Raw genomic sequence first — 24,533 nt, 5'->3', positions numbered from 1 at the left:
AGCGCCGCCGACAGGAGACTCAGCCATGAAGTTCGGATCACCGAGCGCCGCCCTTGCCCTCACCTTGCCGCTGGCACTGGTGACGGGCTGCAGTTACTTCTCGCCCGCCCCGCCGCCCGCGCCGGCGGCCCCGCCACCGCCGCCAATCATCTCGAAGGACGGCCTGGCGCCCATCACGGAGGAACAGGTCGAGCGCATCCGCGAGGCCATCGGCGGCAAGGCGCCGAGCCCCGCCGTCGACAAGGTGGTGCGCAGCGCCTCGCCGACCATCGAGTCCTTCGTGCGGACCGAGGGCTGCATCACCGCCCACAACGGCGCGGTGCTCAACCCCTTCGCCGCGCCGGGCCGCCTGTTCGAGGGCAACGGCTTCCAGGGCGGCCCGATGACGCAGATGCAGTTCCACGACAAGACCTCCTGCGTGACGGTCAAGCGCATCCAGAACTGGAAGATGGTCTCGCCGAAGCTGCTGCGCTTCGAGGTGGTCTACGTGGGCGACGACGGCGAGGAGCACACCGTGAAGCGGCACGAGCTGATGCGCCAGCCCAAGGGCGGCTGGCTCTTCACGCGCTGAGCGTCGCGGCGGCCGCGGTGCGCCGCTGCGTGCGCAGCGCCACCGCGAACGACAGCTGCGCCACGATGCCCGCTCCCGCCAGCACGATGGCCGATGCCAGCGCGGGGTTGCGGTGGCCCATGCCCGCGAGCGCGGTGCACAGCGCGCCCACGGCCATCTGCGTGAAGCCGTAGAGGCCCGAGGCCGAGCCGATGACCTGCGGATTGACGCTGATCGCCTGCGTGAGCGCGGCCGGCGAAGCCATGCCGGCGCCGACCGTGAAGAGGAACATGCAGGCCACGATGAGCGGCACCGACAGATGGTCGCCGAGCGCCGCGCCGAGCAGCACGAAGGCCGCGGCCACGCTCAGCGCGTTCGAGCGGATCATCAGCCGGTCGACCCGCACGCGCGAGATCAGGTGGCTGGTGAGAAAGCTGCCGAGCCACACGCCCGACACCAGGATGGCGAGGTAGATGCCCGCCTCGTGCGCGGGCCGGTGCAACTGGTCCACGAAGATGAAGGGCGCCGAGGCGATGAAGGCGTACATCGACGTGGTGGCGCAGCCGCCGCCCACCGAAAAGCCCAGGAACGCCGGCGAACGCAGCAGCTTGCCGTAGTTGCGCGCGAGGTCGCGCGCATTCACCGCGGCGCCGGGCGCGCCGGTCTCGGGCAGCATGCGCCAGGTGAAGAGAAAGCCCACCACGCCCAGACCGAAGAGCGCATAGAAGATCGAGCGCCAGCCCAGCGCGGTGGCCAGCGCGCCGCCGATCAGCGGCGCGAGGCTGGGGCCGATGGTGACCATGAGGTTCATCAGCGCGAGGCGGCGTGTGGCCTCCTGCGGCTCGGCCGTGTCGCGCACGATGCTGCGGCCCAGCACGAGGCCGGCGCAGCCGCCGATCGCCTGGAACAGCCGCGCGGTGATGAGCGCATGCACCTCGGGCGCGAGTGCCGCGGCAAGCCCCGCCACGCAGTAGATGGCGAGCCCGCACAGCAGCACGGGCCGCCTGCCGAAGCGGTCGGCCAGCGGGCCGTACACCAGCTGCCCTACCGCGAGGCCGAAGATGTAGAGGCTCACCGTCATCTGCATGGCGCCGATGCCGGCGCCGAGGTTGGCGGCGGCAATCGGCAGCGCGGGCACGAAGATGTGCATGGCCAGCGTGCCGCTGAAGGTCACCAGCGCGAGCAGCCACAGCGGCGCGTGCGGGCGGCGCTGCGGCTCGGGGGTGGCGGCGCCGCTCATTGCTTCACGGTGGTGGCTGCGGCGGCGCCCTGCGCCAGGTTGGTGTCGGCCGGCTCCCAGCCGCCGCCCAGCGCCATGAACAGCACGATCTGGTCGTCGGAAAGCTGTGCCTCGCTGGCCGCGAGCGCGGCTTCGCTGGCGGCCAGCGAGCGCTCGGCGTCGAGCGAATCGAGGTAGCCGGTGCGGCCGTTCTGGTAGAGCTGGCGCGCCTGCGCGGCGACCTTGGCGCTCTCGTCGCGCGAGGCCTGCAGCGCGGCGCGGCGATCGAGCTCGCGGGCATAGGTGGCCAGCGCGGTCTCGGTCTCGCGCAGCGCGGTGAGCACGGTGCCGTCGAACTTGGCGAGCGCGGCGCGCGTGCCGGCCTCGGCCTGCGCGATGTGCGACTGCACGACGCCGGTGTTGGGCACCGTCCACGAGATCAGCGGGCCCAGGCTCCAGGCGAAGGTGTCCTTGCGGCCGAAGCCGTCGGCATGGCCGACGGAGGAGCCCGAGAGCCCCAGCGTGATCTTCGGATAGAGGTCGGCCGTGGCCACGCCGATGCGCGCAGTGGATGCGGCGAGGCTGCGCTCGGCCTGGCGGATGTCGGGGCGCCGGCGCAGCAGCGCGGCGCCGTCGCCCACCGGCAGCGTGCCGGCCACGCGCGGCGGCTCGCTGCAGTCGGCCACTTCGCGCGGGAAGTCTTGCGGCAGCGCGCCGGTCAGCGTGGCAAGGCGGTAGAGCGCGCCCTGGCGCTCGGCCTTCAGCGGCGGCAGCGCGGCATTGAGCTGCTGAAGCTGCGCGCGCGCGCGGCCCGCGTCGATGGCGCCGGCGCGGCCGGCACGCTGCAGGCGATCGGTGACGTTCACCGCGTCCTGCTGCAGCGACACCGACTTCTGCGCGATCCGCAGGCGCAGGCCGGTCGAGCAGGCTTCGGCATAGGCGCGCGCGGTGCCGGCCGCGACGTTCACGCGCACCAGGTCGAGCGCGGCTTCGGCGGCCTGCGTGCTGGCCTGCGAGGCCTCGATGGCGCGGCGGATCTGGCCGAACAGGTCGACCTGGTAGGACAAGGATGCGCCCGCGCTGTAGTTGAAGGTGTTCGGCGGCTCGTAGCCCTTCTGCAGCAGCGACAGGCCCGACACGTGGCCGTACGAAGGCCCGCCGTTCACGCCGATGCTGGGGTACTTGGCGCCGGCCACTTCGTCTTCGATGGCGCGTTCGCGCTCGAGGTTGGCCACGGCCTGGCGCAGGTCGGTGTTGTGCGCCAGGGCCTGCTCGACGAGCTTGTCGAGCAGCGGGTCGTGGTACAGGCGCCACCAGTGCGGCGGCAGCGGCGCGGCGTTGGCCGGCGCCTCGGCGAAGGGCTTGCCGGCGGCGCTCTGGCTGGCCAGCGCCTCGGGCGGCTGGCGGTAGTCGGGGCCGACCGCCGCGCAGGCCGCGAGCGCGGCGGCTGCGGCCAGCGATGCGAGACGGAATGCGAAGCTGGTCATGTCGTTCATCCCTTCCGCGGCGTCGTGGCCGTTGCCGCGGTTTTCTGCGCCGGCTTGTTCTCCAGCACCTGCACCGTGACCGTCTGGCCCGCGACGAGGCGCGCGCCCTGCGGCAGCGGATCGAGCTTGATGCGCACCGGAATGCGCTGCGCGAGCCGCACCCAGTTGAAGGTCGGGTTCACGCTGGGCAGCAGGTTGGCGCTGGTGGAGCGGTCATGGTCGGCAATGCCGGCGGCCACGCTGTCGACCGCGCCTTCGAGCACCGCGCCGCCGCCCATGGGCGTGACGCGCACGCGGTCGCCGAGATGGATGCGCGGCAGCTTGGTTTCCTCGAAATAGCCTTCGACGTAGAACGACTGCGCATCGACCAGCGCGAGCACCGGCCGGCCCGCCGCGGCGTAGCTGCCCTGGCGCAGGTCGAGGTTGGTGACGAGGCCGCTGGTGGGCGCGCGCACTTCGGCGCGCTGCAGGTTGAGCTTGGCCGAATCGAGCGCCACCTCGGCCTGCGCGACGGCGGCCTGCATCTGCTCGACGCGCGAGCGGGTCTGCTCGCGCGACTCCTTCGAGACCAGGTCGTCCAGGCCGGCGTTGCGCGCGTTCTCGCGCTGCACCTGCGCGCTCATGGCGCGCTGCGCGGAAAGCGCGGCCTGCGCCTGGCGCACCGCGAGGTCGTAGCGCGCGCGGTCCACCTCGAACAGCAGCGTGCCGGCGGCCACCGGCTGGTTGTCGCGGATCGGCACGGCGGTGACGAGGCCGGACACGTCGGGCGCGATCTGCACGACGTTGGCGCGCACGCGGCCGTCGCGCGTCCAGGGCGCGAGTTCGTAGTGGTCCCACAGGCGCAGGCCGGCCCACACGGCGGCGGCCACCACGAGCACGGTGAAGAGAACGCGCCCCAGGCGTTGGACCCAGGGGTTGTCGGATGAAGGACGGGCGGCTTTCATTGGAATCTCGTTATTTATTTATTGGAAGTAGGAGGAGACGCGGCTCAGCGCGTAGAGCAGCAGCAGGTACAGCGCCATGTCGAACAGCGCCGGATGCCACACCCAGCGGTAGGCGCCGGTGGCGGCCAGCAGGCGGCGCACCGCCCACAGCGCCAGCAGCGCGCCGAGGGCCAGCACCATGATCCAGGGCAGGTACAGGCCGTAGAAACTTGCTTCGCCGATCATGCGGAAGCTCCTTGAACGGGTGCGCCGGCCAGCATGGGCGGCGCGTCGGGAAAGAGGTTGCGGCGCAGGCCGACCAGCGCGGTGACGGCCGAGCGCGATGCGGCGGGCGCAGCGGATGCCGGCGCGCCGAGCACCGCGTTGAGCGCCTCGTCGATCTGCGGCAGCAGGTCGGCCGGACGCGGGTTCATGCGGCCTTCGCCGCGCTGGCGGAAAAAGCGCGCGATGCCGCCCAGCAATGCGGCCGACGTGCTCGTCGGCAACTGCCCGCGCACCCGCTGCAGCACCGCGATGTCGGCGCCCATGCGCAGGTCGCGCAGCGCGTCGTTCGCGGCCACGCCTTCGACGGTGCCGCCAGCCTGCGCGATGCGCGGCGCCAGCAGGCCGATGCGGTCGAGCATGCGAACGGCATAGGCGTCGCTCTGCGCGTACTGCGGCTGCGAGGACGCGGCCATGTCGCCCAGCTCGCGCCAGGTGGCGCGCTGGATGCGCCGCGCGCTCCAGTCGGCGCCCACAGAGCGCACCAGCCGGGTGACGCGCGCCGCGACCACCACGCCCACGACCTGGCCGATCATGCTGTTGATGAAGCTCACCAGGTCGGAGCTGGCGGTGTCGTGCAGCGCGAGCGTGCCGCACACGCCGAAGATCAGCGCCATCGCGGCCATGAAATGCGTCGGGCGCGGCAGGTACAGGCCCAGCAGCAGCAAGAGCGGCGCGCAGATGAGCACCAGCATGCCGAAGTCCTGCACCATGGGCATGAGCACCAGCACGTAGAGCGCCGAGATCGGGATAGACCACAGCGTCCACTTCAGGAAGCCGTGGATGGCCGGCACGGGGTCGTCCATGGTGGCGAAGAAGCAGCAGAAGACGGCGGCCATCATGGTCGCGGCCGAGCCCATGGGCCAGCCGGTGAGGATCCAGAACGCACCGCACAGGCAGATGGCGATGACGGCCGCCAGCGCCGACAGCAGCGCCATGCCGTAGTCGCGGTGCAGCACGCGGCTGCCCAGCGCCGCCGTGCGGCGCAGCGGCGCGGCGCCCTTCAGACCTTCGTCGATGTCCTGGCGCAGTTGGGCGCAGGCGGTCCAGCCGTCGACGAGTTCTTCAAGACGACCGGCAAGGCCGATGCGCAGGGCGCGGCCCCAGGCCGTGTGCTGCGGCTGCGCGTTCGCGGGCGTGGCACTCAGCGCATCGATGGCGCGGCGCAGGGTTTGCAGGCGTTCGGCGCGGGTTGCTGCATCGGCGCCGGGTTCTGCTTCTTCGCGCAGCCATTGGGCGGCTTGCGCGAGCACGGCGGTCACGTCGGGGGCGAGCCGGCCTTCGGCTTGCGCCAGCGCCTGCAGCCGGTCTTCGACGGCGGACAGCGCGGGCGTGAGCGCGGCAACGCGGTCCTGCATCGCGCGGATGGCGCCGGCGGTCCAGCGCAGGTGCGTGGTGTCGAAAGGCACGTGGGTGGAGAGCAGGCGCAGCTGCGTGATGTCGCCGGCGAGGCGGCGGCGGTCGTCGTCCAGGCGCTTGGGCTCGCCACCATTAGCGCCATTGCCGCCGCCGTGGGCGGCGGGCTGCAGCAGGTCGCCCAGCCACTTGCGCGCATCGAGCAGCGTGCGGTCGAGCAGGCCCAGCACGGTCGGCGCGAGGCCAGCGGGCAGCACCAGGCTGTGGATCAGCGTGGCGCAGAAGATGCCCAGGCCGATTTCTTCCACGCGCGCCACGGCGGTGTCGAACAGCGCGAGCGGCGTCTGCACCGACGGAAAGCCGATCAGCGCCGCCGTGTAGCCCGCGAGCATGAACACGTACGAGCGCGGCGTGCGGTCGAACAGCGAAATGCAAAGGCACAGCCCGACCCACAGCGCGAGCACCAGCGTGAGCAGCTCGGGCGCGTTGGACAGCGCGGGCACCAGCAGCACGGTGGCGGTGCTGCCGATGAGCGTGCCGCAGAAGCGGTACACCGCCTTGGAGCGCACCGCGCCGGCCAGCGGATGGGCCACCACATAGGTGGTCATGAGCGCCCAGAACGGGCGCGGCAGGCCGGCGCGGCTGGCAAGGTACATCGCCAGCATGGCGGCGACGAAGCTCTTGCCGGAAAAGAGAAGCTCCGCGCGACTGAAGCGCGGAAGAGAGAAGGAAGCCACTTACTTGCGCCCTTCCTGTGGTGGCGCGGGCGGGGGCGGCGGGTTCTGCACGGCGCGAACGCCCATGCGCTCCTCGAGCACCGAGAACACGCGCAGGCAGGCGGCGACGTCATCGTCGGACACGCCGTCGAACAGCGACACCCGCATCAGCGTCAGCGCCGCCTCGATGGGCGCGCAAACGGCCTGGCCGGCTTCGGTGAGGTGCAGCGTCTTGGCGCGGCGGTCGGCCGGGTCTTCGCGGCGTTCGACGAGGCCGGCTTCCACCAGCTGGTCGACCGAGCGCACCAGCGACGGCCCTTCGATGCCCAGCGCCTCGGCCAGCACGCCCTGGCGCACTTCGCCGTTCATGCGCCCGAGCATCACGATCGGGTAGGCCAGCGTCTGCGACACGCCGACATGCGCCACCGCCTTGTCGGCCGCGGCGCGGTAGCCGCGCTGCAGCACCGCGAGCGACGTGCCCAGGCGCATGAGCGCCTGTTCGCGCGTCGGTTGGGGGGTGGTGGGGTCGTTCACGATAGCCGGCTATTAATTAGCATGCTATCGATTGTACGGGTAACTACCAATCCCTGCTGGCGGCAAGGCTTGCGCGCGCCTTGGGCAGGGCCGAAGGCGTGAAAGCACGAAAAAGGGGGAAGAAAGAAAAGTGTGAAGCTCGCCGATAAGCCGGATTCTGTGCACCGCGGGCTCCTTGCGGAACCCGCGGCGTGACCGCCATTACTCTGGGCCGTTTGTCACCAAACGGCTCGATGCCACCTACCCGCCAGCTCAGCGGAACCACCTCAATACTGGCCTACTTGGTGTTGCTGCGCGCAGAGATTGCCCGTTTCACCCGAACTCAATCGGCTCGTCTCTGTTGCTCTGATCCTCACCTCACGGTGGAGAGTCGTTAACTCCTGCGCTGTCCTGTGCAGTCCGGACGTTCCTCCAGTGCGGCCTTTCGGCACTTGCACCAGCGGCGGTCTGGCGAGCTTCACGGGGTGGATTATCGCCTCATGCGCGCAGCAGGGTCGGCAGCGCATGCGGCGACGCGCCGCCGGGCACCGTCGGGAACAGCGCCCTGGCGACCCGCGCCGGCTCCACGCCGAAGCACTCCCCCGCCGCCGCGGAAATGACGGCCGGCAGACTGGTGGTAGGCCGCAGGTCGCGCCCTTCGTACAGCGCGTTGGCCGCGAGACCCGGCCAGTCGCCCAGCACGCGGCCGCCCTGCACCGCGCCGCCCAGCAGCATGGCGACCGAGCCGGTGCCGTGGTCGGTGCCGCCGGTGCCGTTGGCGGCGGCGGTGCGGCCGAACTCGGTGGCCACCAGCACCACGGTCTGCGACCAGTTGTCGCCCATGCCTTCCTTCAGCGCGGCCAGCAGCGCGTCGAGCGACTTGAGCTGGTTGTTCATGCGCGGCGCCTGCGCGCTGTGGGTGTCCCAGCCGCTGGTCTCGAGCATCGCGATGCGCGGGCCCGTCGGCTGCGCGAGAAAGCGCGCCGCGAGCCGCCCCAGTTCCGCCGGGCTCTGCCGCGTGGCCGGCCCGGCCATGCCGCGCGCCTCCATCGCCGCCGACCACATGGCCTCGAGCTTCGGGTCCTGCGCGTAGAGCTGCTGGAAGCGCTGCAGCATGTCGTCGGACGTGCGCGCCGGCGCGGCGGGCGCGTACGAGCTCACCTCCGCCGGACCGCGCAGCGCCAGCGGCACGGTGGTGCTGATGGCGATGGCCTCGGGGCCGCGCCGGGGCAGCAGCGCCACCAGTCGGTTGAGCCAGCCGTCCTTCAGCTGGTAGGGCGACGTGCCGCCCGACTCCAGCACGTTCTGCCCGTCGAAGTGCGAACGGTCGCGGTACGGCGACGCGACGGCATGCACGAACAGCGCCTCCTTCGCGCCGTAGAGCCCGGCCGTCTGCACCAGCGAAGGATGCAGTGCGAAAGTGCCGTCGAGCTTCGACGCGGCCGAGGCATCGACCGCCAGCGCGCCGCGCAGCCGCGCATAGCCGGGGTCGGCGTACGGCACCAGGGTTTCGAGGCCGTCGGCCGCGCCGCGCTGGATGATGAAGACGAAGCGGCGGTCGGTGGCCGCATTGGCAAGCACCATGCGCGGCACGAACAGCAGCCCCGCGGTGGCCAGCGCGCCGGCCTGCAGGAAACCGCGGCGCGACTGCCCGTGGGCTATGCGTGAAGAAGAAGTCATCGGTTCATCTCCTGAGGAATTCGGGCGAAGCCAGCAACAGGGACAGCGCGGCTTCGGGACTCTCGGCGCGCGCGACGGCGGTGGCCGTGGCGTCGCCCAGCCCGCCGGGCAAGAGCCGAGGCCCGAGGGCGCGCGCGTCGACCGGCCCCGCCTTGGCGGCCAGGCGCTGCGCCATCTCGACGCGGCGCATCAGCGCGTCGGGCGCAAGCCAGCTTTCCGCAACATCGTCGAAGCCCGCCGGCGAGCCCGGCCGCCAGACCTGCTGGCCGCTCTGCGTGAGCAAGGGCGCCATCTGCTCGCCGCCCAGATCGCGCCAGCCCAAGCCGCGCAACGACGACACAGCCCATTCCCACGGTGTCTTGAACTTGGGTGGCGGCGCGTTCCAGGCTTCGCTGGATTCGATGAGCGCGCGGTACACGGTCGGCAGGTCGCCGCCGCTGCGCTGGAAGGCGTTCGACAGCCGCGTCACCACGGCTTCGGGCGGGTTGTCGCCGACGAAGTGCCGGGCCAGCTTCTGCGCGATGTGGTGCGCGGTGGCGGGCTGCACCGCCAGGTGGTGCAGCACCGCGGCGGCCTGCGCCTCGCCCGCCTGCTCGTAGCGCTGCCCCAGCACCTGGCGCGCGCCGGGCTCGTGCATGGCCGGCCGGTACTGGAAGGCGCCGGCCGCGCCGCCACCGCCGCGCGGAACGCCGGGCACGCCCGAGACGCTCCAGCCGGTGAGCGCGCGCGCGAATTCGGTCACGTCCTGCTGGTCGTAGCCGGTGCGCACGCCCAGCGTGTGCAGTTCCATGATCTCGCGCGCGAGGTTTTCGTTGAGGCCGCGCGGCCGTGCGGCGCGCATCGCGGCGGGGCTGTCGGCCCCCATGGAGCGCGCCTGGTCGAGGAACAGCAGCATCGCCGGATGGCGCTCCACCGCGAGCAGCATGTCCTCGAAGCGGCCGAAGACGTGTGGCCGGATCGCCTCGGCTTCATAGGCGCCAGCAAGGGCCGCGAGCGGCGTCTTGTCGACCGACACGGCGAAGTGGTTCGACCAGAAATGCACCAGCCGTTCGGCCATCGGCGCGGGCGTGGTCAGCGCGGCCTGCACGCGGGCGTTCACCGCCGCGCGGTAGGTGTCCTGCACCTGGGTGCGCAGCTTCTTGCGCAGGTCTTGTGCGTTGCCCGCGTCGGCCTGGCGCAGTTCCTTCTGGGCATCGACGTAGTTGTCGATCAGCGTGGCGCTGGGCGGCAGCGCGGCCCAGGCGGGCGGCGCGGGTTCGTAGCGCGCGAACTGGTCGAGCAGCCAGCGGCGCGGATCGCCCGTCGGCAGCGGCTCGTCGGGTCGTGCGCCGAGGCCGAAGCGATTCACCGCGACGGCAACCTGGGACATCTCTGATGCGGCCATGCAGTCTTCTCCGTTGTGAGAGGCGAAGCGCGTCGGCGCTCCTGTCCTTGCGTTGAACGGCGCCGGCCGTAAAACCCGTCGCGGGTTTTTCAGCCGCCTACTGTTTTTTCGGCTTGGGCGTGGGGTTGGATGGCGCCAGGCCGCTGCGCCGGGTCAGGCCGCTGGCCAGCGTCTCGCGGTCTTCGGGCGACAGGCCGGCCGCGAAGTCGACCACGCTGGCCTCCACGCGCGCGCGCACCGCGATGTCGGCGCTGCGGGTGGCGGCGAGCGCTGCGGCCAGCGCGTCGCGGTCGAGCGTGGGCGCTGCAATCTGTCGCAGCACTTCCTTGCGGCCCTCCTGCGCGGCCTGGATGGAAGGCGCGACTTCGCGCCGCGCGCTGCGCAGGCCGGCCAGGAAGGCGCGCCGCTGTTCGGGGCTCAGGCCGTCGGCCGCGAAGCGCAGGCCGCGCGGCTGGTGCGCGGCGGCGGCCACGGCCGCGGCGCGCTCGCTCGACCACCAGCGCCATCCGCCGCCCGCGATGGCGCAGACCAGGAACAGGTTCAGCGCCAGCGATGCCAGCAGCCAGCGCCTGGGCGTTGCTCGTTCGTTCATTCCTGGCTCCAGTCTGAATAAAGTTCGGTGAAGGCCGAGCCGCGCTCGGGCCACTCGCCCGCGTCCGGCGGGGCGAGGTTCTTCAGCGCGATCGAGACGGCGAACGCGCCGGCCAGCGAGCCCGCGAGCCCCACGCTGGCCAGGCCGGCCACCGGCCAAAGCGAATGCCAGCGCGTGTGCAGCCGCCGCCAGGCACGGCCCAGGGCGGACCCATGCGCCGGCGCGGGTGCCGCGGCGAGGATGCGCGCGGCCAGCGCGTCGCCCGGCGGCGGCACGGCATGGGCGTCGAGCCAGCTGTCGAGTTCGATGGAGGCGTCCAGCGCTGGGCCGCCTTCGGCCACCGCCAGCGCGGCCTGGCGCTCGGCCTCGGGCCAGCGGCGCGGGTCGCTGCCGTAGATGTCGAGCAGTTCGTTGAATCGCTCAGGTGTCATGGCTTTTCATTCCTTAAGTCGCCGCCCAGTTCGGCGCGCAGGGTCCGGCGCGCCCGCGAGAGCAGGCTTTCGAGGGCTTCGACACTGAGGCCCATCACCGTCGCGGCCTCCTGGTTGGACAGTTCCTGGTAGTACTGCAGCACCAGCGCCTCGCGCTGGCGCACCGGCAGCGCCTTCAGGGCGGCGGCAAGCCTGCGGCCCCGCTGCGCGGCCTGCAGTGCTTCGTCGGGCGCCGGCCCGGGGTCGGGCGCCTCTTCGAGTTCGTCGTCGTCCGCGGCCTCGTCGCGCCGGGTTCGCAGCCGGTCGTAGCAGAGGTTCATCGCCACCCGATGCAGCCAGGTGTCGAAGCGGGCCTGCCCGTGGCGCCAGCCGGCCGCGTGCTTCCACACGCGCAGGAAGACTTCCTGCGCCACTTCTTCCGCCTCGCCGCGCCGGCCGAGAAAGCGCACGGCCAGCGCCAGCACCCGCGGCAGCTTGCGCGCGACCATCTCCCGCATCGCCTGCGGCTCACCGCGTCCCACGCGGACGAGTAGCGCTTCATCGGATTCAGGGTCTGTCGTCAATGGCCACCATTGCTGCTGCTGTCATGCCCCGGAAGGGGTTCCTTGGCATTAAACGGCGGTGGCGCGGAAATCCGTCGCGCGCCGTGCGCGCCCCGTCAGCCGGCGATGCCGCAGAACTCGCGGCGGTACTGCTCGGGCGTGGTGCCGGCCTCGCGCTGGAACATGGCGATGAAGGCCGACGCGGTGCTGTAGCCCAGGTCGAAGGCGATTTCCTGCACCGTGCGCCCGGCCTCCAGCGCGTCGATGGCGCGCAAGAAGCGCAGCCGCTGGCGCCATTCGCCGAAGGACATGCCCAGCTCGCGCTGGCACTGGCGCGCCAGCGTGCGTTCGGTCATGTGGACGCTGTCGGCCCACTGGGCCAGCGGGCGGTGGTCGCCGGGCGCGGCCTGCAGCGCCTCGAGCACGCCGACGAGCGCGGGCGAGGCGGCGGCCGGCAGGTAGCAGCGCTGCACCTCGGCCAGCGCGAGCTGGTCGACCACCACGTGCGCCAGGCGCAGGTCGGCCTCGGTTCGAGGCACGTGCAGGTCGCGCGCGGCGAAGTCGGCCAGCACGCTCTTGATGATCGGGCTGATTCGCACGGTGCAGGGTTCGGCCGGCAGGCGCCCGCACAGGCCGGGCGCGATGTAGATCGAGCGGTAGACGATGGCGTGCCGCAGCGTGCAGCTGTGCACCACCTTCGGCGGAATCCACACCGCGTACTGCGGCGGCGACAGGAAGCGCAGGCCCTCGGTGTCCATCTGCATGGTGCCGTGGGCGGCGTAGTTCAGGTGGCCCCAGGTGTGGCTGTGCGAGGCGGCGTGCGTGTCGGCGCCGATGTCGTCGTAGCGGAAGTAGAACGGGCCTTCCATGCCCTCCACGTCCTGGATGGCCAGGAGGCGCAGCCTGTCGGCCATGTCGTCGGCTCCTTCGGCAAGAAAAACAAAAGCGTCCGGATCGGCGGACGGAATGTCCTGATCAAGCTATATGCCTCAGGACAGACGGGCCGATGATAGCCCCGCACTCTGAAGAAAGCTCCCTGTCATGTGGCAATACGCCTTTCCCCTGCTCGCCGTGGTCATCTGGTCGGGCAACACCGTCGTCAGCAAGATGGCGGCCGGCACCATCGCGCCGGCCGAGATCAGCTTCTACCGCTGGCTGCTGGCCGCCCTGCTCTTCACGCCGCTGGCGCTGCGGCCGGTGCTGCGCAACTGGCGGGCCATTCGGCCGCAACTGGGCCGCATCGCGGTGCTCGGGCTGCTGGGCATGGTGGTCTATCAGAGCCTGGCGTACTACGCGGCCTACCTGACCACGGCCACGCACATGGGCATCATCGGCTCGCTCACGCCGATGATGGTGCTGGCGCTGTCGATCGTGCTGCTGGGCCAGCGGCTCACGGCCGGCGCGGTGGCGGGCTCGCTGGTGTCGATCATGGGCGTGCTGGTGGTGGTGTCGTCGGGCGACCTGGGCACGCTGCTGAAAAGCGGCGCCAACATGGGCGACGGCCTGATGCTGCTGGCCATGCTGGCCTATGCCATCTACGTGATCCTGCTCAAGCGCTGGGGCATGAAGGGCGTGCCCGCGCTGCAGCTGCTCTACCTGCAGATCGTGTTCGCCGTCATCGCGCTGCTGCCGCTGTACCTGCTCACGCCGAGGATGGGGCTGTCGGCCGCCAACCTGCCGCTGATCGGCTTCGCGGGCCTGGGCGCCTCGATGCTCGCGCCGCTGGTGTGGATGCACACGGTGGCGCACATCGGCCCGAGCCGCGCGAGCATGTTCTTCAACCTGATTCCGCTGTTCACCGCGCTGATCGCTGCAGTGGTCATCGGCGAATCGCTGGCGGCGTACCACGCGATCGGCGGCGTGCTGACGGTGGCGGGCGTGCTGCTGGCGGAGCTGTGGAAGGCCCCGCTGCGGCGCAGCCGCGCCGTGGCCGCCTGAGCGGACACGGCAACGCGATCAGGGGCTCAGGGTGGAGAACACCTCGATCGCGATCACGTTCGACACCGAGCGCCCCTGCTTCACCTCGCCCGGCACCACGAGGCGCGCGAAGCCGTTCGCGCCGAGGTCGACGCCGTTCACCTCGTAGGCGATCATCGCGGCCTTGCCGCCGAAGTTCGGATCGATCTCGCCCAGCGACAGCGCCGCCCGGTAGCCGTCGCTGCCGGTGACCACCGCGTACATGCCGAGCGTGGCGTTCTTCGGCGTGGTCGGCAGTCCCAGTCCGTTCAGCAGCGTCCAGAGGCTGACGCCCTTGTACACGTTGGCGCCGATGGTCAGGTCGGGCGCGGGCACCAGTCCCTTGAGCGCGGTGGCGTCGAAGCTCATCGGCGTGCCGACCTTGCCCGAAACGGCGAATGAAGCCGAAGTACCGCCACCCACGCCCACCGCGGTCGCGGGCGCGGCCACCACGTCGAGCCGCGTGAGGTTCGACACATAGCGCCCGCCCTTCACGTCGCCCGGCGCCGTCACGCGGAACGGGCCGTCCGTGGTGCCCAGCGGCGCGGAGACGCCGGCCGTGGTCTCGGCATAGGCGACGACGCTGGGCTTGTTGCCGAAGTCGGGGCTCAGCTCGCCCAGCGCGAACACCACCTTGTAGCCGTCGGCGCCGGTGGCCAGCAGGTAGCGGCCGAGCAGGTCGTTCTTGCGCGCGGCGTCGAGCTGGATGCCCGCGTCGCTCAGCAGCGGCCAGAGGCCGGCGCCGGTGTAGGTATGCGTCTGCGGCCCGCTGCCGCTGGAGAAATTGACGGTCTGGGTGACGGGCGTGCGCGCCGCGAGGTCGGCCTCGGTGACGAGCACCGGGCGGTCGACGGCGCCGCCGAGCTGGAAGGACGGCGCCGCGGCCGGTGGCGGCGCGGGCGGCGGCGGGGCAGGTGCCGGGGCCGGCGCGGGCGCCGGCACCACCGGAATGAACACACCGGCGTTGTTGTCGCCGCCTCCGCCGCATCCCGCCAGCACCAGCGCGGCGACGCCCGAAACCAAGCCCCTGGACCAATCCATACCCCAGCCTCCATCCTCGATGTATTCAATCCGACATGGCGAATGCGCTCTATTCCGTTCGCTGTAACCCGGCGGGCCGCCGGTTCGAACTAGGGGAAGCAACGTTGCCGTCGGGCTCCTGGCTGCCCTCTCGCAGCCAACGGGCGAATGTACATCGTTGTATCTGAATGAACATATCGAAAACGATATCCCGCCCACCATCCACGAAAGGCCTGTCATGACGCACAACACCGGACGCCGCTTCGCCATTGCCGCCGGCACCTCGACCCTGGGGCTGGCCATTGCCCAGGCCATGGGCTGGTTCTCGCGGCCCGCCCAGGCGGCGGAAAACGAGAAGTTCGAGGTCACGCGCACCGAGGCCGAATGGCGCAAGCTGCTCGACGCCAACCAGTTCGCGGTGCTGCGCCAGGAAGGCACCGAGCGGCCCTACACCAGCCCGCTCAACGACGAGCACCGCGCGGGCACCTTCAGCTGCGCGGGCTGCGCGCTCGACCTGTTCTCGTCGAAGACCAAGTTCGACAGCCACACCGGCTGGCCCAGCTTCTGGAAGCCGCTGGACAAGGCCGTGGGCGAGCACACCGACCGCTCCTTCGGCATGACGCGCACCGAGGTGCACTGCAGCCGCTGCGGCGGGCACCTGGGCCATGTGTTCGACGACGGGCCCAGGCCCACCGGGCTGCGCTACTGCATGAACGGCGTGGCGATGAAGTTCACGGCCGGGTCGGCGCAGGGCTGAGCCGGGGACGGCGGGCTGGTCTCACAATGCGCGATGTCCGTCCGACAAACGCATTGACTCAAGGAGATTCCATGAAGGCCCAGAACATCCTCCAGACCATCGGCAACACGCCGCACATCCGCATCAACCGGCTGTTCGGCAATGCGAAGCAGCAGGTCTGGATCAAGTCCGAGCGCGCCAACCCCGGCGGCTCCATCAAGGACCGCATCGCGCTCGCGATGGTCGAAGACGCCGAGAAGAGCGGCGCGCTCAAGCCGGGCGGCACCATCGTCGAGCCGACCTCGGGCAACACCGGCATCGGACTGGCCATGGTGGCGGCCGTCAAGGGCTACAAGCTGATCCTGGTGATGCCCGACAGCATGTCCATCGAGCGCCGCCGCCTGATGCTGGCCTACGGCGCCACCTTCGACCTGACGCCGCGCGCCAACGGCATGAAGGGCTCCATCGCCCGCGCCGAGGAAATCGTGGCCGGCACGCCCGGCGCGTGGATGCCGCAGCAGTTCAACAACCCCGCCAACGTCGACGTGCACGTGCGCACCACGGCGGAGGAAATCGCGGCCGACTTTCCCGACGGCATCGACGTGATCATCACCGGCGTGGGCACGGGCGGCCACATCACCGGCGTGGCGAAGGTGCTCAAGAAGAAGTGGCCGAAGCTGCAGGTGTTCGCGGTGGAGCCGGTGGCCTCGCCCGTCATCTCCGGCGGCGCGCCGGCGCCGCACCCGATCCAGGGCATCGGCGCGGGCTTCATCCCGAAGAACCTCGACACCTCGCTGCTCGACGGCGTGCTGCAGGTCGACGCCGAGCCGGCGCGCGAAATGGCCCGCCGCTGCGCGCAGGAGGAAGGCATTCTGGTCGGCATCTCGTCGGGCGCCACGCTCGCGGCCATCGCGCAGAAGCTGCCCTCGCTGGCACCCGATGCGGTGGTGCTGGGCTTCAACTACGACACGGGCGAGCGCTACTTGTCGGTCGAGGGCTTCCTGCCCGCCTGACCCGCTATCCCTTTCATAGCGCCCCGGGCGCTTAAAATGCGCGGCCTGCTTGATAACTACAAGCCCTACGCCGCCATGCTGAGAATCTCCGAACTCAAACTTCCGCTCGACCACGCGCCCGACGCGCTGGCAGCCCTGATCGCCAGGACGCTCGACGTCCCGCTCGACGCGATCGCTTCCCACAATGTCTACAAGCGCAGCTTCGACGCGCGCAAGGTCGAGCTGCTCACGGTCTACATCTGCGACGTGCAGCTGGCCGACGCGAAGCTCGAAGCCGCGCTGCTCGCCAAGCACACGGGCCATCCGCACATCCAGAAAGCGCCCGACATGCGCTACACGCCGCCGGCCAATGCCCCCGAGGGCACGGCGCGGCCGGTGGTCATCGGCTTCGGCCCCTGCGGCATCTTCGCGGCGCTGATGCTCGCGAAGATGGGCTTCAGGCCCATCGTGCTCGAGCGCGGCAAGACCGTGCGCCAGCGCACCCGCGACACCTGGGGCCTGTGGCGCAAGAGCGTGCTCAACCCCGAGTCGAACGTGCAGTTCGGCGAAGGCGGCGCCGGCACTTTCTCCGACGGCAAGCTCTACAGCCAGATCAAGGACCCGCGCTTCCTCGGCCGCAAGGTGATGGAAGAGTTCGTGAAGGCCGGCGCGCCGCCCGAGATCCTCTACGTCGCGCATCCGCACATCGGCACCTTCAAGCTGGTGAAGGTGGTCGAGAACATCCGCGAGCAGATCGTGGCGCTGGGCGGCGAGATCCGCTTCGAGCAGCGCGTGACCGACGTGCATATCGAAAACGGCCACCTCCGCGGCCTCACCGTGCTCGACCAGACGACCGGCCAGAGCCACGAGCTGCGCGCCGACCACGTCGTGATGGCGCTGGGCCACAGCTCGCGCGACACCTTCGAGATGCTGCACGCGCGCGGCGTGCACATCGAGGCCAAGCCGTTTTCCATCGGCTTCCGCGTGGAGCATCCGCAGGGCCTGATCGACCGCGCGCGCTGGGGCCGCCATGCCGGCCATCCGCTGCTGGGCGCGGCCGACTACAAGCTGGTGCACCACGCGAGCAACGGCCGCTCGGTCTACAGCTTCTGCATGTGCCCGGGCGGCACCGTGGTCGCGGCCACCAGCGAGCCGGGCCGCGTGGTCACCAACGGCATGAGCCAGTATTCGCGCAACGAGCGCAATGCCAACGCGGGCATCGTGGTGGGCATCGACCCGCGCGACTACCCGGGCGACGCGCTCGCCGGCATCGCGCTGCAGCGCGAACTCGAGAGCAATGCCTTCGTGCTCGGCGGCGGCGACTACCGCGCCCCCGGCCAGCTGGTGGGCGACTTCATCGCCGGCAAGCCCTCCACCGCGCTGGGCAGCGTGACGCCGTCGTACAAGCCCGGCGTCACGCCGACCGACCTGCACAAGGCCCTGCCGGCCTACGCCATCGAGGCGATGCGCGAGGCCTTCCCGGCCTTCGGCCGCAAGATCAAGGGCTTCGACACGCACGACGCGGTGCTCACCGGCGTGGAAACGCGCACCTCCTCGCCCATCAAGATCACGCGCGGCGACGACTTCCAGAGCCTGAACGTGCGCGGCCTCTACCCCGCCGGCGAAGGCGCGAGCTACGCGGGCGGCATCCTGTCGGCCGGCGTGGACGGCATCAAGGTGGCCGAGGCCGTGGCGCACAGCGTGCTCGCCGAATCGGAACGCGAACGCACGGCGAACGTCTGATGCAGCAGCCCGCCACCTTCTTCGAGCGGCCCACGCTGGGCCACCTGATCGCCGGCACGATGGCGATGGCAGCCGTGGTGCTGGCCTCCAACATCCTGGTGCAGTTCGCCATCAACGACTGGCTGACCTGGGGCGCCTTCACCTATCCGGTGGCCTACCTCGTGAGCGATCTGGTCAACCGGCGCTTCGGTCCCGGCATGGCGCGGCGCGTGGCGTGGGTGGGCTTCGCCGTGGCCGTGGGCGTGTCGCTGCTGCTGGCGCCGGTGCGCATCGCGGCGGCCTCGGGCCTGGCCTTCATCGCCTCGCAGCTGCTGGACATCGGCGTCTTCGACCGGCTTCGCCGGGGCCTGTGGTGGCGCGCGCCGCTGGTGGCAACCGTGGTTGCCGCCGTGCTCGACAGCATCGTGTTCTGGGGCATCGCCTTCGCGGGCACCGACGGCCCCTGGCTCACCTGGGCGCTGGGCGACCTGGGCGTGAAGCTCGCCGTCGGCGTGTTGATGCTGCTGCCGTTCCGGCTGCTGATCGGCCGGCAGGCCGCGCAGGCGTCGCCGTCGGCCCTGAGCCACTGAGAGCCGCCATGTCCAGCAGCAACGACGACTTCCACTTCTACGAGCCCGCCAAGGGCCACGGCCTGCCGCACGACCCGTTCAACGCGATGGTCGGGCCGCGGCCCATCGGATGGATCTCGTCGCAGGACGAAAACGGCGTGCTCAACCTCGCGCCCTACAGTTTCTTCAACGCCTTCAACTACACGCCGCCCATCGTCGGCTTCGCCAGCATCGGCGCCAAGGACAGCCTGCACAACATCCGCCAGACGCGGGAGTTCGGCTGGAACCTGGCAACGCGCCCGCTGGCCGAGCAGATGAACCGCTCCTGCGCCGCCGTGCCGCCCGAGGTCGACGAGTTCGAGCTGGCCGGCCTGCGGACCGCCGCCTCGCGGACCATCGCCGTGCCGCGCGTGGCCGAAAGCCCCGTGTCCTTCGAATGCCGGCTCACGCAGATCCTGCAGCTCGAAGGCGTGGACGGCGTGCCGGTGCAGACATGGCTGGTCCTCGGCGAAGTGGTGGGCGTGCACATCGCGCGCCGCCTGCTGAAGGACGGCATCTACGACACCGCCGCTGCGCAGCCCATCCTGCGCGGCGGCGGCCCGGCCGACTACTTCGAAGTCAGCCCCGACAATCTCTTCAGGATGTTCCGGCCGCGCTGAATGCGCGCTGCCGGCTTTCTTTTTTCCAATTCATTCCACCGCGCCCCCCGCATGACCGACGCTTCCACCGCCACCCCGAAGACGAACGCACGCCCGCCCCGGCGCCAGCAACTGGACATGGCCGAACAGCTGAAGCAGCTGAAGGCCGGTTCGGACGCGGACACGGGCACCGACGAGGCGCCCGCGCAGCAGAAACAGCAACAGCAGCCGCGCCAGGACGCGCGCCCGCCCCGGCAGAAGAACGGCGGCGGCCGCAACAACAACCAGCGCCGCCCGCAACAGCCGCGCCAGGAGCAGCAACAGCAGCCGCAGCCGCAGCGCGCACCGCGCAAGGTCAGCCCAGTGCTGGAGCGCCTGTTCGAGCTGTACCCGCAGCTCTTCGGCGCGCGCTTCGTGCCGCTGAAGCTCGGCGTGTACGAGGAACTGCTGGCACGCCACCCCGAGGACTTCAAGGCCGAAGACCTGAAGATCGCGATGGGCCAGCATGCGCGCTCCACCCGCTATCTCGAATCCGTGGCCGCCGGCCTGGCCCGCCATGACCTCGACGGCAACGCGCTCGACCCGGTCGCGCCCGAGCATGTGCACCACGCCATCCTCGAACTGCACCGCCGCCGCCTGCAGCGCAACCCCGGCAACGAAGACCTGCGCCCGCAACTGGTGGCGCGCATCGCCAAGGCCGTGGAAGCCTCGGGCCTCGACCGCGAGGCCTATGCGGTGCTGGTGCGCTCGCGCGACCAGAACAACAACGCCGTGGTCGACGAAGCCCTGGCCGAACTCGCCCAGCAGGCCGCCAAGCGCGAGGCGCTGCTGCGCGCCTTCGAAGCCAGCGGCCGCACCGAGCAGGAGTTCGCCGACATGTACGGCATGAAGCACGGCGAGGTGACGCGCACGCTGCAACGCGTGCGCAACGACCAGAAGGCGGCTCAGGCGGCTCAGGCGGCTCAGGCGGTTGCGGAAGCTGCTGCTGCAGCGGCGGCCGCGACACCCGCGGAACCCGCCGCAGAGGAGCCTGCCGCAGCCCCGGCTCCCGCCAGCGACTGACGACCGGGCGCCCAAAAAAAACGCCACCCGGAGGTGGCGCTACAAAGCAGTGATAGCGGGTTTCAGCGCTGCGCGTTCTGCAGCGCGGCAATGCGCTCTTCGATCGGCGGGTGGGTGGCAAACAGCTTGCCCATGCTGCCGGTGATGCCCATGGCTTCCACCGCCTTGGGCAGCTCGCCGGCCGGCAGGCCGCCCAGGCGCGCGAGCGCGTTGATCATCGGCTGCTTCTGGCCCATGAGCGCGGCGGCGCCGGCGTCTGCGCGGAACTCGCGGTGGCGCGAGAACCAGGCCACCACCATCGCGGCGGCAAAGCCGAGAACGATGTCGAGCACGATGGTGCTCACGTAGTAGCCGATGCCGGGGCCCGAGCTGCGGTCGTCGCCGCGGCGCAGGAAGCTGTCGACCGCATAGCCGATCACGCGCGACAGGAACACGACGAAGGTGTTCATCACGCCCTGGATCAGCGTCATGGTGACCATGTCGCCGTTGGCGATGTGCGCCACCTCGTGGCCGATGACGGCCTCGACCTCTTCGCGCGTCATGTTCTGCAGCAGGCCGGTGGACACCGCCACGAGCGACGAGTTCTTGAAGGCACCGGTGGCGAAGGCATTGGGCTCGCCTTCGAAGATGCCGACCTCGGGCATGCCGATGCCGGCCTTGTCGGCGAACTTGCGCACCGTGCCGACGATCCAGGCCTCGTCGGGCGTCTGGGGGTTGTCGATCATGTGCAGGCCGCTGGTCCACTTGGCCATGGGCTTGCTGATGAGCAGCGAGATGATCGCGCCGCCGAAACCCATCACCAGCGCAAAGCCGAGCAGCGCCGTGAGGTTGAGCCCGTTGGCCGTGAGGAAGCGATTGACGCCGAGCAGGCTGGCGACCACGCCGAGCACCGCGACGACCATCACATTGGTCAGGACGAACAGAAGGATACGTTTCAAGTTGAATTCTCCGTGGGGAACGCTTCCATGCAGATAAGGGCCGGTGGACTCACTTCAACCCGTTCGCTGCATGGAGGTGGGGACCATGATAGGAGTAAAAGTTCTAACGCCCGTGTATTCCCCGACCCGGCAAAGGCCTGAAAACCTGCGGATCGTCATAGAACGACGCGGCCTCGTTGTCCGGCCACCAGCCCGGCACGCCGAGCATCGGCAGCGGCACGAAGGGCTTGCACGCGAGTCGCGCAGGCTCCAGCGCCTGCGCCATGCGCGCGTCGTCGAAGGCCGCATTGCCCACCGCTTCGCTCGTCAGCAGCACGTGCGCGGTGATCGGCTTGCGCGGCGTGACCAGCTTTTCGAGCAGCGCATGGCCGAACACCAGCAGCCGCGCCTGCGCCCACAGCTCGCGCCGCGCGACGAACAACGTGTGCCAGTCGCGCGCAACCAGCGCCTGCCACAGCGCGGGCGGTGCATCGAGCACGGCGCCGTTCTCGTCGAACAGCGTGAGCGCGTCGCGCAAGGGGCCGCGCACAGCCGCAACGCCGTCGCGCGCGATCTCGCCCGCCTGCAGCTCGTTGAGGCGGCGCTTGGCCTGCGGGAACGCGAGCCAGACGAGTCCGTTGAAGAAGTCGTGCAGGTTGTCGCGCGTCGGCACCGTGCGGGTCTGGAAGATGTGGGCCTCGTAGGCCTGGCCGGCAGGCAGCGCTTCCTGCCGCACGAAGTCGGGTACATGGGCAGGCCTGGCGCCCTGCAGCGCCGCGGCAACCGAGCCGTGCATCGAGGCGGCCTGCGCCGCCGCTTCGCCGTGGGCACGGTAGGGCGCGAGCCAGGGCCGCGCCCAGTCGACCGTCGGCAGGGTCAAGACGCCGGCGCGTCCGTCCAGCGGATGCGGTCGGGGTGCTGCATCACCGCGAATTCCGCCGTGAGCTTGTCGAACAGCTTGAGCGAACTGCCGTGCTTGCCCAGCAGGCCCGCTGCGCGCAGCGCCTGCGCCACGTCGTTGAGCGGCACGTCCTTGCCGCTGCGAAGCGCGGGCACGGCCTGCAGGATGAACTCGGCCGCCTCGGAGGTCTGCGGCTCCGGCGGCGGCGCGGGCTTGGCTGCCTTGGTGCTCTTGCGGGCCGCCGTCTTGGTGGCGGCCTTCTTGGCGGCCGTTTTCTTGGCGGCGGGCGCGGTCTTGGCAGCGGCCGTCTTCTTGGCGGCGGCGGTGCGGGCCGCGGGCTTCACGCTGCTGGCGTGGTGCTCCAGGTCCATGAACGAATCGTAGATGCCGACCGTTTCCTCGCCCGTCTTGCCCTGCTGGCCGATGCCGCAGACGCGGCAGCCCTTTTCGCGCAACCGGATCACCAGCGGTGCGAAGTCGGAGTCGGAAGACACCAGCACCACCACGTCGGGACGCTCGTCGATCACGAGGTCGATGGCGTCGACCGCGAGCGCGATGTCGGTGCTGTTCTTGCCGGTCGAGAGGTTGACCATCGGCCGCACCGACAGCCGCTTGAACATGGCCTGCCGGTTCACCGCCATCTCGGCGTTGCAATAAGCCCGGCGCACGTGGATGGCGCCGTACTCGTCCATCGTGCGCTGCACGGCCTGCTCAATCACGTCGGCCGACACGTTGTCGGCGTCGATCAGCAGCATCACGCGCGGTGTGGGGGTCATGCCAGCTTCCAGTGGATGGTTTCGCCGCCGCGCAGCGGCTTGAGCGTGGCGTCGCCGTAGGGCACGGTCTCCGGCACGGTCCAGCTTTCGCGCTTGAGCGTGACGGTGTCGGCATGGCGCGGCAGGTCGTAGAAGTCGGGGCCGTTGAAGCTCGCGAAGGCTTCGAGCTTGTCGAGCGCGCCCGCGTTGTCGAAGGCCTCTGCGTAGAGCTCGATGGCGGTGAGCGCGGTGTAGCAGCCGGCGCAGCCGAGTGCGTGTTCCTTCAGGTGCGCGGGGTGCGGCGCGCTGTCGGTGCCCAGGAAGAAGCGGTCGCTGCCGCTGGTGGCGGCCTCGACCAGCGCCACGCGGTGCGTCTCGCGCTTGAGCACGGGCAGGCAGTAGTAGTGCGGGCGGATGCCGCCGGTGAAGATGGCGTTGCGGTTGTAGAGCAGGTGGTGCGCCGTGATGGTCGCGGCGGTGAAGCGGTCGGCATCGCGCACGTAGTGGGCGCCTTCCTTGGTGGTCAGGTGCTCGAAAACCACCTTGAGTTCGGGGAAGTCGCGGCGCAGCGGAATCATCACGCGGTCGACGAACACGGCCTCGCGGTCGAACAGGTCGATGGCGGGGTCGGTCACTTCGCCGTGCACCAGCAGCAGCAGGCCGTGCTTCTGCATGGCCTCGAGCGTCTTGTAGGTGTGGCGGATGTCGGTCACGCCGGCATCGCTGTTGGTGGTGGCGCCGGCCGGGTACAGCTTGAGCGCGCGCACGCCGGCTTCGGCTGCCAGTGCGATTTCCTCGGGCGGCAGCTTGTCGGTCAGGTAGAGCGACATCACGGGCTCGAAGGCCACGCCTTCGGGCACGGCGGCGCGGATGCGGTCGCGGTACGCCACGGCCTGCGCGGCGGTGGTCACGGGGGGGCGGAGGTTCGGCATGATCAGCGCGCGGCCGAACTGGCGGGCGCTGTGGGGAACGACGGCTTCGAGGGCGGCGCCGTCGCGCACGTGCAGGTGCCAGTCGTCGGGGCGGGTGATCGTGAGGGTGTCTGTCATGGCCGGACGATTGTCGCATCGCCCTCCAGCAGGTATTCGCGCACCAGCATCCGCGCGCGGTGCAGCCTGCTCTTGACGGCACCCGCGGGCTCGCCGAGCCGCTGGGCGATCTCCGCGATGGTCAGCTCCTCGAAATCGCGCAGCAGCACCACTTCGAGGTAGTGCGCGGGCAATGACTCCAGCGCGTGCGTCAGGTCCAGCCGCAGCGCGTCGTCGGTGCGGCTGGCAAGCTGCCGCTCGGCCACTTCGTCGTCCAGCGGGTCGTGCCGGAACATCGCGCGCTGCAGCCGCAGGCATTCGCGCTTGATGACCGTGAACAGCCACGACGAAAAAGCCGCGGCCGCCTTCAGGCCCCGGACCTTGCGCACGATCACCATCAACGATTCCTGCACGGCATCGTCGATGTCGCTGGCCTGGCAGTGCCTGCGGGCATAGCGGCGCGCGTCGGCCTGGCAGACCGCCAGCAGCCCGGCGATGGCCGCGGGGTCGCCGGTCTGCGCGGCGCAGATCAAATCGGTGCGATCGATCCCGGCGGCCACGG

The 24,533-nt window shown here is 70.5% G+C and carries 26 protein-coding genes and 1 other RNA gene; 8 read left to right on the top strand and 19 right to left on the bottom strand.

Annotation, left to right across the window (positions count from 1 at the left end; genetic code table 11):
- The first annotated feature begins 25 nt into the window (after window positions 1-25).
- A complete protein-coding gene (locus tag L3V85_RS07000; protein WP_237678653.1) occupies window positions 26-571 on the top strand; it encodes a hypothetical protein in 546 nt (181 codons plus the stop codon).
- On the opposite strand, the gene L3V85_RS06995 is transcribed toward L3V85_RS07000, so the two are convergent.
- From L3V85_RS06995 to L3V85_RS06935, 13 genes are all read right to left on the bottom strand, one after another.
- Entirely contained in the window at window positions 561-1,790 is a 1,230-nt protein-coding gene (locus L3V85_RS06995) for a multidrug effflux MFS transporter (protein WP_237678652.1), read from the bottom strand. The two genes, L3V85_RS07000 and L3V85_RS06995, sit on opposite strands and share 11 nt — an antisense overlap.
- Window positions 1,787-3,265: an efflux transporter outer membrane subunit gene (locus L3V85_RS06990; RefSeq protein ID WP_237678651.1), complete on the bottom strand. Its 1,479-nt coding sequence runs from the start codon at window positions 3,263-3,265 to the stop codon at window positions 1,787-1,789. The genes L3V85_RS06995 and L3V85_RS06990 overlap by 4 nt, the downstream gene beginning before the upstream one ends.
- Complete coding sequence (locus tag L3V85_RS06985) at window positions 3,262-4,200, bottom strand: efflux RND transporter periplasmic adaptor subunit (RefSeq protein ID WP_237678650.1); 939 nt, start codon at window positions 4,198-4,200, stop codon at window positions 3,262-3,264. Before L3V85_RS06985 ends, L3V85_RS06990 begins: the two co-directional genes overlap by 4 nt.
- Window positions 4,201-4,218: 18 nt before the next feature.
- On the bottom strand, window positions 4,219-4,425 hold the full coding sequence (locus L3V85_RS06980; RefSeq protein ID WP_237678649.1) for a DUF1656 domain-containing protein: 207 nt from the start codon (window positions 4,423-4,425) through the stop codon (window positions 4,219-4,221).
- Window positions 4,422-6,554 carry an FUSC family protein gene (locus L3V85_RS06975; protein WP_237678648.1) on the bottom strand — a complete coding sequence of 711 codons (2,133 nt, stop codon included), beginning with the start codon at window positions 6,552-6,554 and terminating at the stop codon, window positions 4,422-4,424. The genes L3V85_RS06980 and L3V85_RS06975 overlap by 4 nt, the downstream gene beginning before the upstream one ends.
- Window positions 6,555-7,022: a MarR family winged helix-turn-helix transcriptional regulator gene (locus L3V85_RS06970; protein ID WP_237680514.1), complete on the bottom strand. Its 468-nt coding sequence runs from the start codon at window positions 7,020-7,022 to the stop codon at window positions 6,555-6,557.
- A 175-nt stretch (window positions 7,023-7,197) separates the two neighbouring features.
- Window positions 7,198-7,526, bottom strand: an RNA gene (gene rnpB / locus L3V85_RS06965) — RNase P RNA component class A.
- Window positions 7,527-7,544: 18 nt separating this feature from the next.
- Window positions 7,545-8,726, bottom strand: a complete 1,182-nt coding sequence (locus L3V85_RS06960; protein ID WP_414080193.1) for a DUF1501 domain-containing protein — start codon at window positions 8,724-8,726, stop codon at window positions 7,545-7,547.
- Window positions 8,727-8,730: 4 nt separating this feature from the next.
- A complete protein-coding gene (locus tag L3V85_RS06955; protein ID WP_237678647.1) occupies window positions 8,731-10,110 on the bottom strand; it encodes a DUF1800 domain-containing protein in 1,380 nt (459 codons plus the stop codon).
- Window positions 10,111-10,207: 97 nt separating this feature from the next.
- On the bottom strand, window positions 10,208-10,702 hold the full coding sequence (locus L3V85_RS06950; RefSeq protein WP_237678646.1) for a periplasmic heavy metal sensor: 495 nt from the start codon (window positions 10,700-10,702) through the stop codon (window positions 10,208-10,210).
- Window positions 10,699-11,133 (bottom strand): hypothetical protein, encoded by a 435-nt coding sequence (locus L3V85_RS06945; protein WP_237678645.1) that lies wholly within the window; start codon window positions 11,131-11,133, stop codon window positions 10,699-10,701. Before L3V85_RS06945 ends, L3V85_RS06950 begins: the two co-directional genes overlap by 4 nt.
- Window positions 11,130-11,654 carry an RNA polymerase sigma factor gene (locus tag L3V85_RS06940; RefSeq protein ID WP_414080192.1) on the bottom strand — a complete coding sequence of 175 codons (525 nt, stop codon included), beginning with the start codon at window positions 11,652-11,654 and terminating at the stop codon, window positions 11,130-11,132. The genes L3V85_RS06945 and L3V85_RS06940 overlap by 4 nt, the downstream gene beginning before the upstream one ends.
- Before the next feature lie 137 nt (window positions 11,655-11,791).
- Window positions 11,792-12,589 carry an AraC family transcriptional regulator gene (locus tag L3V85_RS06935; RefSeq protein ID WP_237678644.1) on the bottom strand — a complete coding sequence of 266 codons (798 nt, stop codon included), beginning with the start codon at window positions 12,587-12,589 and terminating at the stop codon, window positions 11,792-11,794.
- A gap of 127 nt (window positions 12,590-12,716) precedes the next feature.
- Here L3V85_RS06935 and L3V85_RS06930 point away from each other — a divergent pair, with 127 nt between their 5' ends.
- Window positions 12,717-13,613 carry a DMT family transporter gene (locus tag L3V85_RS06930; RefSeq protein WP_237678643.1) on the top strand — a complete coding sequence of 299 codons (897 nt, stop codon included), beginning with the start codon at window positions 12,717-12,719 and terminating at the stop codon, window positions 13,611-13,613.
- Window positions 13,614-13,631: 18 nt separating this feature from the next.
- On the opposite strand, the gene L3V85_RS06925 is transcribed toward L3V85_RS06930, so the two are convergent.
- Complete coding sequence (locus L3V85_RS06925; RefSeq protein ID WP_237678642.1) at window positions 13,632-14,672, bottom strand: molybdopterin-binding oxidoreductase; 1,041 nt, start codon at window positions 14,670-14,672, stop codon at window positions 13,632-13,634.
- 292 nt (window positions 14,673-14,964) lie between these two features.
- Between L3V85_RS06925 and msrB the strand changes: the two genes are divergently transcribed.
- From msrB to L3V85_RS06895, 6 genes are all read left to right on the top strand, one after another.
- Window positions 14,965-15,408 (top strand): peptide-methionine (R)-S-oxide reductase MsrB, encoded by a 444-nt coding sequence (gene msrB / locus L3V85_RS06920; protein WP_237680511.1) that lies wholly within the window; start codon window positions 14,965-14,967, stop codon window positions 15,406-15,408.
- A gap of 71 nt (window positions 15,409-15,479) precedes the next feature.
- Entirely contained in the window at window positions 15,480-16,400 is a 921-nt protein-coding gene (gene cysK / locus L3V85_RS06915) for a cysteine synthase A (protein WP_237678641.1), read from the top strand.
- A gap of 75 nt (window positions 16,401-16,475) precedes the next feature.
- Window positions 16,476-18,122, top strand: coding sequence for an NAD(P)/FAD-dependent oxidoreductase (locus L3V85_RS06910; RefSeq protein WP_237678640.1), 1,647 nt, complete (start codon window positions 16,476-16,478; stop codon window positions 18,120-18,122).
- A complete protein-coding gene (locus L3V85_RS06905) occupies window positions 18,122-18,691 on the top strand; it encodes a VUT family protein (protein ID WP_414080191.1) in 570 nt (189 codons plus the stop codon). The genes L3V85_RS06910 and L3V85_RS06905 overlap by 1 nt, the downstream gene beginning before the upstream one ends.
- Before the next feature lie 8 nt (window positions 18,692-18,699).
- Window positions 18,700-19,329 carry a flavin reductase family protein gene (locus L3V85_RS06900; protein WP_237678639.1) on the top strand — a complete coding sequence of 210 codons (630 nt, stop codon included), beginning with the start codon at window positions 18,700-18,702 and terminating at the stop codon, window positions 19,327-19,329.
- A gap of 51 nt (window positions 19,330-19,380) precedes the next feature.
- Window positions 19,381-20,370: a ProQ/FinO family protein gene (locus L3V85_RS06895; protein ID WP_237678638.1), complete on the top strand. Its 990-nt coding sequence runs from the start codon at window positions 19,381-19,383 to the stop codon at window positions 20,368-20,370.
- Between the two features lie 62 nt (window positions 20,371-20,432).
- Here the strand turns inward: L3V85_RS06895 and htpX are convergent, their stop codons facing one another.
- From htpX to L3V85_RS06870, 5 genes are all read right to left on the bottom strand, one after another.
- Window positions 20,433-21,308 (bottom strand): protease HtpX, encoded by an 876-nt coding sequence (htpX, locus tag L3V85_RS06890; protein WP_081271393.1) that lies wholly within the window; start codon window positions 21,306-21,308, stop codon window positions 20,433-20,435.
- Between the two features lie 103 nt (window positions 21,309-21,411).
- Window positions 21,412-22,167: a DUF3025 domain-containing protein gene (locus L3V85_RS06885; RefSeq protein WP_237678637.1), complete on the bottom strand. Its 756-nt coding sequence runs from the start codon at window positions 22,165-22,167 to the stop codon at window positions 21,412-21,414.
- Window positions 22,164-22,964: an NYN domain-containing protein gene (locus L3V85_RS06880; protein ID WP_237678636.1), complete on the bottom strand. Its 801-nt coding sequence runs from the start codon at window positions 22,962-22,964 to the stop codon at window positions 22,164-22,166. Before L3V85_RS06880 ends, L3V85_RS06885 begins: the two co-directional genes overlap by 4 nt.
- On the bottom strand, window positions 22,961-23,992 hold the full coding sequence (gene pyrC, locus L3V85_RS06875; protein WP_237678635.1) for a dihydroorotase: 1,032 nt from the start codon (window positions 23,990-23,992) through the stop codon (window positions 22,961-22,963). The genes L3V85_RS06880 and pyrC overlap by 4 nt, the downstream gene beginning before the upstream one ends.
- On the bottom strand, window positions 23,989-24,531 hold the full coding sequence (locus L3V85_RS06870) for an RNA polymerase sigma factor (protein ID WP_237678634.1): 543 nt from the start codon (window positions 24,529-24,531) through the stop codon (window positions 23,989-23,991). Before L3V85_RS06870 ends, pyrC begins: the two co-directional genes overlap by 4 nt.
- Window positions 24,532-24,533 lie beyond the last annotated feature (2 nt).

Origin of the sequence: Variovorax paradoxus (assembly GCF_022009635.1) — a bacterium.
Taxonomy (GTDB): Bacteria; Pseudomonadota; Gammaproteobacteria; order Burkholderiales; family Burkholderiaceae_C; genus Variovorax.
Note: the sequence above shows the minus strand (reverse complement) of the source record. Positions and strands in the feature narration are given on the sequence as shown.

Bases quoted from the DNA above. Each gene is read 5' to 3' on its own strand.
- L3V85_RS06980 (WP_237678649.1), bottom strand. From the start codon at position 4,425: ATGATCGGCGAAGCAAGTTTCTACGGCCTGTACCTGCCCTGGATCATG.
- L3V85_RS06995 (WP_237678652.1), bottom strand. From the start codon at position 1,790: ATGAGCGGCGCCGCCACCCCCGAGCCGCAGCGCCGCCCGCACGCGCCG.
- L3V85_RS06895 (WP_237678638.1), top strand. From the start codon at position 19,381: ATGACCGACGCTTCCACCGCCACCCCGAAGACGAACGCACGCCCGCCC.
- L3V85_RS06905 (WP_414080191.1), top strand. From the start codon at position 18,122: ATGCAGCAGCCCGCCACCTTCTTCGAGCGGCCCACGCTGGGCCACCTG.
- L3V85_RS07000 (WP_237678653.1), top strand. From the start codon at position 26: ATGAAGTTCGGATCACCGAGCGCCGCCCTTGCCCTCACCTTGCCGCTG.
- cysK (WP_237678641.1), top strand. From the start codon at position 15,480: ATGAAGGCCCAGAACATCCTCCAGACCATCGGCAACACGCCGCACATC.
- L3V85_RS06925 (WP_237678642.1), bottom strand. From the start codon at position 14,672: ATGGATTGGTCCAGGGGCTTGGTTTCGGGCGTCGCCGCGCTGGTGCTG.
- L3V85_RS06945 (WP_237678645.1), bottom strand. From the start codon at position 11,133: ATGACACCTGAGCGATTCAACGAACTGCTCGACATCTACGGCAGCGAC.
- L3V85_RS06880 (WP_237678636.1), bottom strand. From the start codon at position 22,964: ATGACCCCCACACCGCGCGTGATGCTGCTGATCGACGCCGACAACGTG.
- L3V85_RS06910 (WP_237678640.1), top strand. From the start codon at position 16,476: ATGCTGAGAATCTCCGAACTCAAACTTCCGCTCGACCACGCGCCCGAC.
- L3V85_RS06935 (WP_237678644.1), bottom strand. From the start codon at position 12,589: ATGGCCGACAGGCTGCGCCTCCTGGCCATCCAGGACGTGGAGGGCATG.
- L3V85_RS06950 (WP_237678646.1), bottom strand. From the start codon at position 10,702: ATGAACGAACGAGCAACGCCCAGGCGCTGGCTGCTGGCATCGCTGGCG.
- msrB (WP_237680511.1), top strand. From the start codon at position 14,965: ATGGGCTGGTTCTCGCGGCCCGCCCAGGCGGCGGAAAACGAGAAGTTC.
- L3V85_RS06955 (WP_237678647.1), bottom strand. From the start codon at position 10,110: ATGGCCGCATCAGAGATGTCCCAGGTTGCCGTCGCGGTGAATCGCTTC.
- L3V85_RS06985 (WP_237678650.1), bottom strand. From the start codon at position 4,200: ATGAAAGCCGCCCGTCCTTCATCCGACAACCCCTGGGTCCAACGCCTG.
- L3V85_RS06960 (WP_414080193.1), bottom strand. From the start codon at position 8,726: ATGACTTCTTCTTCACGCATAGCCCACGGGCAGTCGCGCCGCGGTTTC.
- pyrC (WP_237678635.1), bottom strand. From the start codon at position 23,992: ATGACAGACACCCTCACGATCACCCGCCCCGACGACTGGCACCTGCAC.
- L3V85_RS06900 (WP_237678639.1), top strand. From the start codon at position 18,700: ATGTCCAGCAGCAACGACGACTTCCACTTCTACGAGCCCGCCAAGGGC.
- L3V85_RS06990 (WP_237678651.1), bottom strand. From the start codon at position 3,265: ATGAACGACATGACCAGCTTCGCATTCCGTCTCGCATCGCTGGCCGCA.
- L3V85_RS06930 (WP_237678643.1), top strand. From the start codon at position 12,717: ATGTGGCAATACGCCTTTCCCCTGCTCGCCGTGGTCATCTGGTCGGGC.
- L3V85_RS06970 (WP_237680514.1), bottom strand. From the start codon at position 7,022: ATGCGCCTGGGCACGTCGCTCGCGGTGCTGCAGCGCGGCTACCGCGCC.